The organism is Carnobacterium maltaromaticum DSM 20342, from assembly GCF_000744945.1.
Lineage (GTDB): Bacteria > Bacillota > Bacilli > Lactobacillales > Carnobacteriaceae > Carnobacterium > Carnobacterium maltaromaticum.
This window is the reverse complement of the sequence record NZ_JQMX01000001.1, coordinates 1,647,432-1,661,659: the sequence shown is the minus strand read 5'-3', so window position 1 is coordinate 1,661,659 and position 14,228 is coordinate 1,647,432. Positions and strand designations below refer to the sequence as shown.

Here is a 14,228-nt window from a genome sequence, read left to right as displayed (position 1 = left end):
TGAACTATAGAAACAAACCTGTTTTTTTATCTTTACACTATCTTAACACCATAGGACTTTTCCTTAACACTATCTTTAGATGAAATCTAGTAAACTTAACCTATCTTAAATAAAGGAGTTAACCATAATGACACTGATTTATTTAGTTGTTGGTTTAGTCGGTTTAGTTTTATTAGGCTATTTATTTTATATATTGTTTTGGGGGGATCATAAGTGAGTGCAATCGTGGTAAATCAAATTCTTTTTTTAGTTATTTTAATTGGATTGGGCATTCCATTAGGTATTTATAGCTACCGAGTGATGAGTGGCAAAAAAGTTTTTTTAAGTAGAGTTATTGAACCTATTGAAAATCAAGTATATAAGTTCATTGGAAAGCCAGCTAAATTAGAAATGACAGCAAAAAAATATGCTTTAGCAATTGTTTCCTTTAGTTTATTTAGCTTTTTAGCTGTTTTTCTATTGATGCTAGGTCAAGGCTTTTTACCTGCCAACCCAAATGGTTTTTCAGGAACAAGTATTGGATTAGCTTTTAATACAGCCATGAGTTTTGTGACGAACACAAACTGGCAAGCTTATTCAGGAGAGGTAACATTATCTCCCTTTACACAAATGGTCGCATTAACGGTTCAAAATTTTGTTTCCGCAGGTGTGGGAATTGCGGTTCTTTTTGCTTTACTACGTGGATTTATTGCACGTAATAAAGAAACTTTAGGAAATTTTTGGCAAGATTTAACGAAAGCTGTTTTATATATATTAGTTCCGGTATCATTCGTGATTGCCTTGCTGTTAGTATCTCAAGGAGTTGTACAATCTTTTAGCGCTGATGTGCCAGTATTTAGTTTAGAAACTGGGCAAAAGATTTTGATTCCGTTAGGTGCAGCAGCAAGTCAAATTGCGATTAAACAATTAGGGACAAATGGTGGTGGATATTTTGGGGCTAACTCAGCCTTTCCATTTGAAAATCCAACTGTCTTTAGTAACTTTATCGAAAATTTAGCGATTTTATTAATTCCAGTAGCTTTAATTGTCGCCTTTGGTTTATTTGTAAAAAATGCGAAACAAGGAAGAACTATTTTCATTGTTTCATTGGTACTTTTAGGTTTGGCTTTAGTGGGCGTAACCATGAGCGAAAGTTATACTGGACCTAGTTATCCAGGAGTTGTTGAAAGTGGGAGTTTAGAAGGGAAAGAAACCCGTTTTGGTGTTGGATGGACGAGTCTTTGGGCCGTTAGCACTACAGCAGCTTCTAATGGATCGGTGAATGGCATGCATGATAGTTTAACGCCATTAGGTGGTATGATTCCAATGTTCTTAATGCAACTTGGTGAGATTGTCTTCGGAGGTGCAGGTAGTGGATTATATGGCATGATTGCCTTTGTCATCTTAACTGTATTTATTGCAGGGTTATTAGTTGGACGAACTCCTGAGTATTTAGGGAAGAAAATTGATCCTTTTGACATGAAAATGGTGTGTCTACTAATTTTAACTCCACCACTTTTAGTATTATTAGGTACAATGAGTTTCGTCATGTTGCCAAATGGAATGGAGTGGCTAACAAATTCGGGTCCACATGGTTTTTCAGAAGTATTATATGCCTTTTCTTCCCTAGCTAATAATAATGGGAGTGCTTTTGCAGGCTTAACCTCAGATACACCATTCTTAAATGTCGTTGGTGGAGTGATTATGTTAGTTGTACGCTTTGTTCCAATGTTTGCAGCTTTATTTTTAGGTGGTAATTTAGCGAAGAAAAAAATGGTCGCTGTTAGTGATGGGACGTTATCAACAACCAATGGAACGTTTGTCGGAATGTTGATTGGGGTTATCTTGTTGATTGGAGCATTGAGTTTCTTACCAGCTATGGCACTGGGACCAATTGCAGAGTATTTTATGCATTAAAATGAGTATCTGCTGATTATTTAGTTGAGAGCTAAAGTAGTTCAACAAACTTTTTATTAGGCCAGTTCTTATGAGCCAGTCCTTCGGAAAAAAGATAAAATTTCGAGGTGGCAAAAAGCGCCACATCAAATTTTCCTATTTTTCTGCCAGGTCTAACCGGCTCAACAAACTTTTTATTAGGCCAGTTCTTATGAGCCAGTCCTTCGGAAAAAAGATGAAATTTCGAGGTGGCAAAAAGCGCCACATCAAATTTCCCTATTTTTCTGCCAGGCCTAACGGGCTCAACAAACTTTTTATATAGGAGTGAATGGAGATGCAAGAGGAACAATCTAGAAAAATGGTTTTTCAAGATGCTTTTAAGCAATCTTTTGTTAAATTAGCACCAATGATTCAACTTAAAAACCCAGTTATGTTTGTTGTTTATTTAGGAGCAGTTTTGACAACGTGTTTGTATTTTCTATCGTTTGCTGGGATTAATGACGCACCTGCTGGCTTTATCTTAGCAATTGCTTTAATTTTATGGGTGACAATTTTATTTGCAAACTTTGCTGAAGCTATCGCGGAAGGTCGCGGTCGTGCACAAGCGGATAGTCTGAAAAGTGCTCGTAAGGAAGTTATGGCTAAAAAATTAAAATCAATTAAGGCTATTGATCAGTTTACGGAAGTTGTTTCTTCGGATTTAAAACGTGGGGATATTGTTTATGTTGCCACCGGTGAGCAGATTCCAATGGATGGTGATGTGGTTGATGGTGCGGCTTCTGTAGATGAGAGTGCTATTACAGGTGAATCTGCCCCTGTGATTCGAGAATCTGGTGGTGATCGAAGCGCAGTTACTGGTGGAACAACCGTCGTTTCAGATTTTTTAGTGATTCAAGTAACTGCTGAAAGTGGCGAAAGTTTCTTGGATAAGATGATTGCTATGGTAGAAGGTTCAGCTCGTAAAAAGACACCCAATGAAATTTCATTACAAATTCTATTGGTGACTTTGACCATTATCTTTTTAGTTGTTTCAGCGACATTGCTGCCTTTTACAGAATTTTCGAGTCAATTGGCTGGAAATGGATCAGCACTTTCTTTGACAACTATTATTGCTTTATTAGTTTGTTTAGCTCCAACAACGATTGGTGCGTTGCTTTCTTCAATTGGAATTGCAGGTATGAGTCGTTTAAATAAAGCAAATGTCTTAGCTATGAGTGGTCGTGCTATTGAGGCGGCTGGGGACGTCGATATTTTAATGTTGGATAAAACTGGAACCATTACACTGGGAAATCGTAAAGCTAGTGAATTTTTACCAGTTGCTGGAGTCGAGGAATTTGAATTGGCGGATGCAGCTCAATTGTCTTCTTTGGCAGATGAAACTGCTGAAGGACGTAGTATTGTTATCTTAGCTAAAGAGCGGTTTGAGATTCGTGGACGTGATTTTCAAGAGTTAAATGCAACTTTTATTGATTTCTCTGCGAAAACACGCATGAGTGGGATTGATTATCAAGGCAACGAGATTCGCAAAGGTGCTGCGGATACAGTTAAACAGTTTGTGGTAGCTGCAGGGGAAGTATATCCTGAAGAATGTGATCAAATTGTAGCGAAAATTGCAGGTCTAGGTGGAACACCTTTAGTTGTTGTTAAGAATAAAAAAGTCCTTGGTGTCGTTTATTTGAAAGATATAGTCAAAAATGGTGTCAAAGAACGTTTTGATGATTTACGTAAAATGGGCATCAAAACAATTATGATTACTGGGGATAATCCAATGACCGCAGCCGCAATTGCAGCTGAAGCGGGCGTGGATGATTTTTTAGCAGAAGCGACTCCAGAAGCTAAATTAGAGTTAATTCGTCAGTACCAAGAAGAAGGGCATTTAGTTGCGATGACTGGCGATGGAACCAATGATGCTCCTGCATTAGCGCAAGCCGATGTAGCGGTGGCAATGAATACTGGAACTCAAGCAGCTAAAGAAGCTGGGAATATGATTGATTTAGATTCTAGTCCAACAAAATTAATAGATATTGTTCAAATTGGGAAACAACTGTTAATGACTCGAGGTGCATTGACGACATTTAGTATTGCTAACGATGTAGCAAAATATTTTGCGATTATTCCAGTGTTATTTTATGGAATCTATCCTCAACTAAATGCCTTAAACATCATGCATTTAACAAGCCCAACAAGTGCGATTTTATCGGCGATTATCTATAATGCCGTGATTATTATTGCGCTAATTCCTTTGTCATTAAAGGGTGTAGCCTATAAAGAGTTACCAGCCAGTCAAATCTTACGTCACAATTTATTTGTTTATGGTTTAGGTGGCTTAATTGCACCATTTATCGCAATTAAATTAATTGATATGGCGTTAACAGTAGTTGGTTTAGTTTAATTTTAGGAAGGCGGAATAGTAAATGAAAACTTTTAAAGCGGCTTTAATGCCCGGTTTTAAAATGTTAATGGTGATGACGGTGATATGTGGTTTTGCTTATACATTACTTGTGACGGGAATTGCCCAATTGTTTTTCCCTGAGGAAGCAAATGGAAGTATTGTAACGGTTGCTTTAGCTGAAGGAGGCGAAAAGCAAATTGGTTCTAAATTGATTGGACAAGGATTTACTGAACCTAAATATTTACTTGGTCGTCCAAATACAGGTGCTAGTGCTAGCCAACTTTCACCAGTTAGTTCTGAACAAAAAGAATTGGTTTTAGAGCGGATTGCAAATTTAGAAAAAATTGATCCTATGAATAAAGCTGAAATTCCAATGGAACTTGTAACGGCTTCTGGTAGTGGAGTTGATCCAGAAATTTCTTTGGCAACTGCTTTGTATCAAGTTGATCGAATAGCAAATGAACGAGGAATTTCAGAAAAAGAAGTTGAGAAAGTAATCAAAAACAATACAATCGGAACAATCTTTGGTAAAATAGGGGAACCAAGAGTAAATGTTTTAGGCGTGAATATGCAGTTAGATGGTTTGAAAATAATTAAATAGGAAGTAGTTGGAATGAGGGAGTTGATAAAACTGTTTTCTCTCATTCCTTATTTTTCATTCGAGCCTGAACAAGTTCAACAAACTTTTTATTAGGCTAGTTCTTATGAGCCAGTCCTTCGGAAAAAAGATAAATTCCCAAAAAAGTAAAGAATCACTTTTCTTGGAATTTCCTATTTTTCTGCCAGGCCTAACCGGCTCAACAAACTTTTTATTAAGGCTAGTTCTTATGAGCCAACTCCTCGAGAAAAAGATAAAAATTCGAGAGGACAAAAAACGTCCTATCAATTTTTCCTATTTTCTTGCCGGAGCTAACCAGCTCAACAAACTTTTTATTAAAGGAGTGATTTTATGCAGGAAGAGGATATACGGCCAGATCCAGATCAATTGTTACTACAAGTTGGGCAGGATGAGGAAACTACAATGGGGAAATTACGTGTTTTTTTTGGGTATGCTGCTGGAGTAGGGAAAACTTACGGGATGCTGAAGGAAGCAATTGAACAACAAGAAACCGGTAAAGTCGTTTTAGCTGGTTATGTAGAACCTCATGCACGTCCTGAAACAATGGCTTTATTAGATCATTTAAATCAACTGCCTTCTAAAAAGATACCGTATAAAAATATGATGCTAGAGGAATTTGATTTGGATGAAGCACTTAGGCTACAGCCAGAAATAATTTTAGTTGATGAATTAGCACATACTAATGCTCTAGGCTCTAGAAATAAAAAAAGATACCAAGATATTGAAGAGCTATTACAAGCCGGTATAGATGTTTACACAACTGTAAATGTGCAACATATTGAAAGCTTAAATGATATTGTCGAGGATATCACGCATGTTCGTGTGCATGAAACTGTGCCAGATTCATTTTTTGATGAGGCTCTTATTAAATTAATTGATGTAGAACCTGATGAATTGTTGGGTCGTTTAAAAGAAGGTAAAATCTATCGTCCTGAGCATGCTAAGAAAGCTATGAATCACTTTTTTACAAAAGAAAATCTTAAATTACTTCGTGAAATTGCGATTCGTCGCGCTGCGGATCATATTGGAATGGATAATCGGATTGAAGAGGCTTATACAGAAAAACGGGCTCATGTTAAATTATTGACTTGTATTGATAGCGAACATCAAACAGGTGCTGAAAAATGTATTCGTTGGACGGCTCGGTTAGCCAATGCTTTTCGCGCAGAGTGGGTTGTTCTTCATGTGGATGAAAGTGGAGATAATGAGAAAAGTGAAGCAGAATTGGCTTTGTTAAAACGAAATAATGAACTGGCTGAGCGCTTAGGAGCAGAAGTTGTCACGTTATCCGGTCATAATCCAGTGACGACAATTGCTCAATATGCCAAATTGACAGGCGTAACAGATATTATTATCGGAAAGCATCGTCGTAAATTGGATTATCAACGTCTGCTAAAGGATGATATTGAAGATCGCTTGATTAAACATTTAAGTAATGTTGAGTTGCATATTGTGCCGTTTATTGAAAAATATCCACGAATTAAGAATCGCTTCTTTTCGAAAGAACGTTTAATTCCTAAAAATTTAACAATAGCAGATAGTCTTAAAACGATGGTGTTATTATTAATGGCGACATTGCTATCAGAAATTTTTTCTTTTCTAGGAATTGGCGATCAAAATGTTATCGTGGTGTATTTGCTCTTTATTTTGATTATTTCACAAGTAACAACAGGCTATTTTTATGGAGTTTTATCTTCTATTATAAGCGTTATATTTTTTAATTGGTTTTTTGTAGATCCATTGTTTTCTCTGACCGTTTATAAAGCTGGTTACCCAATTACGTTATTAATCATGTTAATGGTTGCCTTATTTACCAGTAATATGATGATTCGTGTCAAAAGTCAAGCACGTGAATCAATAAAAAAAGAGCATCAAATGGGTGTCTTATACGATTTCAACAAAAAATTATTAGCTACTCGAAATCTAAATGGTATTATAAATTTAACCAATGATTACCTTGTAAGCACTATGAATCATAGTGTCATATTTTACACGGAGCAAGGGAAAAATTTACTGAATCACAAAGCTTTAGCCTTCGAAAACAAGCAGGATATTGAGGTTTTAACGGGATCTGATGAAGAAGCTGTTGCTAATTGGGTTTTTAATAATCAAAAGGTTGCAGGTTACGGAACTGATACATTAATGGGTGCGAAGGGTTTTTATTTACCCGTCCTTTCTCAAGGGCGAGTTTTGGCTGTTATTGGTGTCTTGTTATCAAAAGAAAATCCATTGACACATGAGAATTTAAACTTTTTAAAATTAATTGCATCTCAACTTTCTTTAGCTTTAGAAAGACAATATTTAGTTACAGAGCAACAACAAATCATGTTGGAAACTGAAAAAGAGAAAATGCGAAGTAATTTATTAAGAGCTATTTCTCATGATTTACGCACACCTTTGACAGGAATACTAGGAGCTAGCTCAGCTATTCTTGAAAATAAAGATAAATTTGATGAGGAATTAAAACTGAGTTTAATTAAAGATATTAAAGAAGATTCAGAATGGCTTATCCGCATGGTAGAAAATCTATTGTCTGTTACCCGAATTGATGAAGGAACGATGAAAGTTAAAAAAATGCCGGAAGCTGTTGAAGAAATTGTTGCTGGTGCTGTGCGCCGCATTCGCAAACGATTTAAGGAACAAGAATTAATAGTTAAAGTTCCAGATGAATTTTTATTGGTTCCGATGGATGGAACGTTGATTGAACAAGTTTTAATTAATTTAATGGAGAATGCGATTAAGCATTCTGGTTCAAAAGGCGCGATATCTGTCATTGTGAAGCGAAATCGGAACAAAGCTATTTTTGAAGTGACAGATAATGGTATTGGTATTCCAGAAAAAAAATTAGCTTCGTTGTTTGATCAATTTGGAAAAGAAAGTGACACACCAATTGATGCAACTCGAGGAATGGGAATTGGATTGTCGATTTGTAAAACCATTGTTGCCGCTCATAGTGGTACAATAGAAGTGACGAACAAGCAACAAGGTGGAGCTGTCTTTAGATTTACTTTACCAATAGATTAAGTCTTTTATGGGTCTGTATTAGGGCTACTAGATGGGAGGAGGAGTATCAATGAGTATAAAAACAGTTTTGGTGATTGAAGATGACCCGGCAATTTCTAATTTTATGACAGCTATTTTAACTGGAAATGATTATAAAGTCTTGACTGCTGATACTGGAAAATTGGGAATTAGTATGTGTGCTACATGGTCACCAGACGTGGTGATTTTAGATTTAGGTTTACCAGATATTGATGGTATTGAGGTGTTGCAAACAATTCGAGGCTGGTCTGAAATTCCAATTTTGATTGTTTCTGCTCGTGGGAATGAAGTCGAGAAAGTGTCGGCTTTAGATGAAGGTGCTGATGATTATATTACTAAACCTTTTGGAACTTCTGAATTATTGGCAAGGATTCGAACGGCTTTACGTCATTCAACAAAAAAAGATTCAGAAAATAGTCAATTAATTAACGGTGAGTTAACTATTGATTTTGAAAAAAGACAAGTTGAAATTGCTGGAGAAAAAATTCATTTAACACCAAATGAGTACAAAATTATTCAATTATTGGCAATCAATATTGGAAAAGTCTTAACTCATGACTTTATTTCTAAACATGTCTGGGGACCTTATGTTTCAGAAAATCAAGCATTACGTGTGAATATGTCCAATATCCGTCGAAAAATAGAAGTAAATCCAGCTGAACCACATTTTATTTTAACTGAAATAGGGATTGGGTATCGTATGGTAGAATTAACTTAGTCTGGAAAATGACTTTATTGAACTTAAAATAAATCAAAAGCTTGAAAAATTATCAGGCTTTTTTTTTAATTTTTTGCTATAATAAATAAAGAAAAGTCTTTATTATAAGGGAGTTGGCTTGATGCCAAAAGAAATACAGCTAAGTTTAATTCTTTTACTTGGTTATTTAGTAGGAACAATTAATGGTGGCTATTTATTAGTTAAATTTCGGAAAAAACAAGATATTAGGGAACAATTTTCAGGTAATGCGGGGGCTCGTAATGTCTATCGTGTGATGGGGAAATATGGCTTTATTGGCACGATACTTATCGATGGATTGAAAACGATTGGAATATATTTAGTGATAAACTATTATTTTCCTGATTGGACGATGGCCAAAATCATTGTTTTTATAGGTGTCTTTTTAGGACACTGTTTTCCAGTCTTTTTAGGTTTTCGTGGGGGAATGGGCGTTGTCGTATACTTAGCTTCGACTTTATTAATACTTCCGTTCGCTATCGTTATTCTAGTAGCAGTCACTTTGCTTGTCTACGCTATTTTTAGAAATAAGACACTGGCGGGATTGCTAGGAATGGCTTGCATTCCAGTGACTAGTTTTTATAGTCCTCTATCTATTAGTTGGACGTATTACTTTGCGGGGATTTTATTAGCTATTTTAGCTTTTTATGTGATTCCTAGAAATAAGAAAAAAGAAGGAACTGATTTTGTTGAATAAATCAGTTCCTTTTTTTGTTGAAAAAAACATTATGAAAATCTTCACACTTTCTTTATTTAAACTGACTTAAAAATAGAGTAGAATTGAAAAGAAAATAGCATATTTAATTTTATTCGATGAGTGGGGGAAAGGCAATGAAGAAAAAAATACGGACGATACTAGCCCTAATGCTACTGTTAATCTGTGTAGGAGCTGTTGGATTTTTTTCAGCAAAATATAGCACCTCCTTGTTTAATCAACCAGATTCAAAAAATATAAAAAAAGTGCTGGCAACCAGTGAAGAAAATAGTAAAGAAAGTTCTAATGAAGCTTCCTCCGAGAGTAGCCAAGAGCCAGAAAATCCAGTAGTTCCAGATACACAGGGAGCAGAAATGATGGCTAACCTAGACGTACCTACTGATGGAAGTCAGTATCCTGAATTAACCCAAGAAATTGAAAAGGCATTAAATAAAGATACTTTTATTGGTTCGGTATTAGTCGTGAAAGATGGCAAAGTTATGCTAAATAAAGGCTATGGATTTGCAGATAAGAGTCAAAATATTGGGAATTCATTTCAATCTTTATTTTACATTGGATCCGTACAGAAAAGTGTCACAGCAGTTGGGATTATGAAACTAGTAGATGAGGGGAAATTAAAGGTTGATGATCCTGTTAGCAACTTCTATCCCAATTTAAAAGGTGGGACAGGTATCACAGTTCGCCAGTTATTGACACATATGTCTGGTATACAGGGACGGAAAAAACCAACTGTAGCTATGACGCATCAACAAGTTGTCGAGGATATTGTGAATCAAACTGTTTTAAAAGATAGTGGTCAATGGCATTATTCTAATGATAATTACAGCTTGCTAGCGGGGATTATTGAACAGGTTTCAGGAAAAGGATATTCAGAATTTATTCGTGATACGGTTCTAGCTCCAGCAGGACTTTCCCATACTGGTTTTTATGATACATTTAATTCAGCTTTATTTCATGCTAATCCCTATCAAAAGGCGAATACAGATCCCTATCAACTAGCTAGCATCTCTGACGCAAGTCTTTCACAAGAATTCGGCGCTGGAAATATGTATATGACACCAGGTGATTTATACAAATTCAATCAAGCCTTGATTACTGGTAAGTTAGTTAGTCCTGAGAGTCTCGCGGAGATTCAAACACCTGGAAATTCTAAAAATGGTTATGGTTTTGGAATGTATATGAGCAATGATACGAAATATAGTCATGGTGTTTTAGGTAGCTACAATGTATTAGTTTTAACTTCTTTGGATGCAAAAGATGCTGTTATTATTATGGCTAATGAAAAACCAGAATTTGATATTTTAAAAGTAGCTGGATCGATTTATGAAGCAGCTAAGAAAATGGAGAACTCTTAATTGAGTTCTTTTTTTTTGCTTAAAATGTTAATGTAACAAGCTTTTGAAAATTTCATGAAAACTTTTTGCTGAAAATGAAAACTTTTACTTGCATTTTTTCTAAAATAGGAGTAAATTTAGTCGTGGATAAAGAAAGTCTCTAATGGATACGAGATGTATCTTATACGAGTTTCTTTACGAAGCAAACGGAAAAGAGGCGAAATCATGAAACTAACGAAAGGATTAGAACAAGCTGTTTGTATTATTACGTTACTGGCGACACAAGAAAAAGAAATACCAGTTTCTTCATTTATTATCAATCAACGATTGCAAGGCTCACCGACATACATCAAAAAATTGATGCGGAAATTGGTAGTCAACGACTTAGTCAATTCGGTATCAGGAATTAATGGTGGTTTTACATTGGCAAAAAGGCCACAAAATATCACCTTACTAGATATCATTGAAGCGTTGGAGGGACCGATTGTAACTTATCCAAATACAGGATTGATTAATATGGTTTTTCAAGATATGCAACCAGTTGCTACGCAAGGCGATTTAGTGTTGACGGATGTTTTTCAAAAAGCAGATACGTATTATACGAAATACCTTAATCAGCAAACAGTGGAAGATTTAATTCAAGAAACGTTAGGACTTCATGAAATTCCAGTTTTAAATTGGAATGATTTAGCCGAGAAAAAAGGTTTATTACGAAAGGTGTTGAATAATGTCAATGGAAATGATGAAAAATGAATGGAAAAAATTAGTCAATAATAAGATTTTATTAATCTCATTTATTGTAATCCTATTTATTCCAATCCTATACGCAGCGTTCTTCTTAAAATCAGTGTGGGATCCATATGGTAAAACCGGCGAGTTGCCAGTTGCAGTTGTCAATATGGATAAATCAGTTGATTATGAAGGCAAAACATTAGATGTTGGGGATCAGTTGGTCGAGAATTTGAAAAAAAATGAACTCTTAGACTGGCAATTCGTCTCTAAAAAACAAGCAGAACAAGGAATGAAAGATAAAAAATATTATATGGTTGTGACATTGCCAGAGAACTTTTCTAAAAATGCTTCAACACTTTTAGATAAAAATCCTAAAAAAATGAATATTACCTATGAAACAAATGGTTCATTAAATTATATTGGTGAGGTTATTGGTGAAACAGCCGCGAAGCAATTACAAAGTGAAGTTTCTGCGAATGTAACCAAAGCTTATGCAGAATCCATTTTTGCTCAAATTGAAAAAGTCGGTGATGGCTTTACACAAGCAGCAGACGGTTCAAAAAAATTGCAAGAGGGTTCTACAAAATTAAACGATGGAAATAAAACCATCACTGAAAACTTACAAAAATTAGCGACAAGTACCATTACATTTAGTGACGGAGCTAATAAATTAGAAGTTGGTTTAGATCAATATACAGATGGTGTAACACAATTGAATGATGGCGCAACGAAATTAAATGACGGTATTGGTCAATTAGCTTCAAATGTTGGTCCATTACAAGCCGGTGTTGGTCAATTAAGCGATGGTTCACAAACATTAGCAAATGGCGTTGGTGCTTATACTACCGGTGTTTCACAATTAATGGATGGTAGTAATCAACTTGTTGATAAAAATGGTAAGTTAAATGTAGGAATAAATGATTTAAGTAAAAATATTGCTTTAGCTCAACAAACTTTTGAAAATGAGTTATTACCTGGTGTTCAACAAATGAGTGATGGTATAACAGCTTCACCAGAAGACTTAAATAAATTATCTGTTGGTCTAACAACAATAGGTGAGAATATAAATCAGTTAGCTGCAGCAGTCAATGATTCAAGCAAATCAGATGCAGTTACTTCGGCAATTACTGCTGATATGCAAGCTATTCAAAGTAACCTTGAAACAAATGGAGCAGAATTACAAAAACTAGCTGGAAATGCAAATGAAAATCCAGAAAAAACTCTTAATGCATTAAAGTCAACAGAAGCTTATGATCAAATACTTGAGCCTCAGAGAAAAGAAATAGAAACAGCTTTGGAAAATGAATTAAATAAGCAAAAAGATGAGGAATTAGCTTCTATAGCAAGTATAGGGAATAATACTACTAAAATTGGTGCAAGTTTGCAAGATATCCAAACTCAATTAGGTAATTTAGCACAATTGTCCGCTGCTTTAAAAACAGGAGTAAATGCTTTAAATGATGGAACTAAAGAACCTTTAGTTCAAGCTTCTAAAGCTGCTCAAGGTCTTGGAACAATCAAAGCGAAAATTGATGCACCTGAAAAAGGCTTATTAGCAGGAGTAACTCAATTGAATTCTGGTTTAAAACGTTTATCTGATGGTAGTACGACATTAAACACAGGTATTCAACAATATACAGCTGGTGTTGATCGATTACAATCAGGAGCTAAACAGTTAACGGCTAATTCAGGTGCCTTAAATGCAGGTGCTAACGCCTTAAATGGTGGGATTGGTCAAATTTCAGGGAAATTACCAGAATTAATCAGTGGTGTGACACAATTAAATGATGGCTCTAGTCAATTAGCAGCTGGAACAGGTAAATTAACCGAAAATTCTCCTCAATTAAAGGATGGAATCGGTCAATTAGCTAGTGGAGCAACACAAATTCAATCTGGTTCAGGTCAGTTAGCAGATGGTTCTAAAACATTAGGCGATGGACTTGGAACGTTGAATTCAGGAACCAAAGAATTAAGTACGAAATTAGGCGATGGTGCTAAAGAAGTTAATGGCATTAAAGCAACAGATAAAACTTTTGATATGTTAGCAAGTCCAGATAAATTAACTCATAAAGAATTTAGTCATGTGGACAACTATGGCGCTGCGCTAGCTCCTTATGTTATGTCACTAGCTTTATATGTTGGTTCACTTGTCTTCAACTTTATTTTCCCAATTCGCAAAATTTCAATGGAAGGTCAATCAAGCCGTGCTTGGTGGTTAAGTAAATTTTCAATTGGTACTGTTGTAGCAATCGCTATGGCCGTAATTGAAGTTGGAATTATGTTAGTACTAGGTTTAAATGTTCAATCTGTTGGACAAATGTTTACAATGGCAATCGTGACTTCACTAGCCTATATGTTTATCATTATGTTCTTAGCAATGACGTTTGATAATCCAGGTCGATTTGTGGCAATGGTACTTCTAATTGTTCAATTAGGTGGTGCTGGTGGAACATTCCCAATGCCATTAACAAATGGATTCTTCAATGCAATTCACCCATTCTTACCAATGTCTCACTCAATCTATGGATTCAGAGAAGCTATTTCTGGTGGATTAGGTCAAGGAACATTTAATCAAAGTGTCTTCATCTTAGTGGCAATTTTTGTAGTCTTTAGTGGTTTATTAATGGTATCAATGAACTGGTTACAAAAAAGACATTTAGATGATGTTTCACAATTAGATAATAATCAAAAATTACAAGCAGTCGAAGAGTAATAAGATAAAAGCTACAGCTAAGCAAGATATTTTGCTTAGCTGTAGCTTTTTTGTGTACTAAATCTATGCT

Annotated in this window: 10 protein-coding genes; 9 read left to right on the top strand and 1 reads right to left on the bottom strand. The window is 35.4% G+C overall.

Annotated features, from left to right (window positions below):
- Positions 1 to 213 precede the first annotated feature (213 nt).
- On the top strand, positions 214 to 1,896 hold the full coding sequence (kdpA, locus tag BR77_RS07975) for a potassium-transporting ATPase subunit KdpA (RefSeq protein WP_010049923.1): 1,683 nt from the start codon (positions 214 to 216) through the stop codon (positions 1,894 to 1,896).
- Between the two features lie 31 nt (positions 1,897 to 1,927).
- On the opposite strand, the gene BR77_RS19070 is transcribed toward kdpA, so the two are convergent.
- The gene (locus BR77_RS19070; RefSeq protein ID WP_155520288.1) at positions 1,928 to 2,140 is read right to left on the bottom strand and encodes a hypothetical protein; all 213 of its coding nucleotides are present in this window, start codon (positions 2,138 to 2,140) and stop codon (positions 1,928 to 1,930) included.
- 69 nt (positions 2,141 to 2,209) lie between these two features.
- Between BR77_RS19070 and kdpB the strand changes: the two genes are divergently transcribed.
- The 8 genes from kdpB to BR77_RS07930 all read left to right on the top strand — a co-directional run bounded on the left by kdpB (position 2,210) and on the right by BR77_RS07930 (position 14,158).
- Positions 2,210 to 4,267: a potassium-transporting ATPase subunit KdpB gene (gene kdpB, locus BR77_RS07965; RefSeq protein WP_015075573.1), complete on the top strand. Its 2,058-nt coding sequence runs from the start codon at positions 2,210 to 2,212 to the stop codon at positions 4,265 to 4,267.
- A gap of 22 nt (positions 4,268 to 4,289) precedes the next feature.
- A complete protein-coding gene (locus BR77_RS07960) occupies positions 4,290 to 4,868 on the top strand; it encodes a potassium-transporting ATPase subunit C (protein WP_015075574.1) in 579 nt (192 codons plus the stop codon).
- 348 nt (positions 4,869 to 5,216) lie between these two features.
- Entirely contained in the window at positions 5,217 to 7,910 is a 2,694-nt protein-coding gene (locus BR77_RS07955; protein ID WP_016356319.1) for a sensor histidine kinase, read from the top strand.
- A 49-nt stretch (positions 7,911 to 7,959) separates the two neighbouring features.
- On the top strand, positions 7,960 to 8,646 hold the full coding sequence (locus BR77_RS07950; RefSeq protein ID WP_015075579.1) for a response regulator: 687 nt from the start codon (positions 7,960 to 7,962) through the stop codon (positions 8,644 to 8,646).
- A 121-nt stretch (positions 8,647 to 8,767) separates the two neighbouring features.
- On the top strand, positions 8,768 to 9,361 hold the full coding sequence (locus BR77_RS07945; RefSeq protein ID WP_010049930.1) for a glycerol-3-phosphate acyltransferase: 594 nt from the start codon (positions 8,768 to 8,770) through the stop codon (positions 9,359 to 9,361).
- A 134-nt stretch (positions 9,362 to 9,495) separates the two neighbouring features.
- Positions 9,496 to 10,734, top strand: a complete 1,239-nt coding sequence (locus BR77_RS07940) for a serine hydrolase domain-containing protein (protein ID WP_015075580.1) — start codon at positions 9,496 to 9,498, stop codon at positions 10,732 to 10,734.
- A 204-nt stretch (positions 10,735 to 10,938) separates the two neighbouring features.
- The gene (locus BR77_RS07935) at positions 10,939 to 11,466 is read left to right on the top strand and encodes an Rrf2 family transcriptional regulator (protein ID WP_010049933.1); all 528 of its coding nucleotides are present in this window, start codon (positions 10,939 to 10,941) and stop codon (positions 11,464 to 11,466) included.
- Complete coding sequence (locus BR77_RS07930) at positions 11,447 to 14,158, top strand: YhgE/Pip domain-containing protein (protein WP_197537116.1); 2,712 nt, start codon at positions 11,447 to 11,449, stop codon at positions 14,156 to 14,158. The genes BR77_RS07935 and BR77_RS07930 overlap by 20 nt, the downstream gene beginning before the upstream one ends.
- Positions 14,159 to 14,228: the final 70 nt, after the last annotated feature.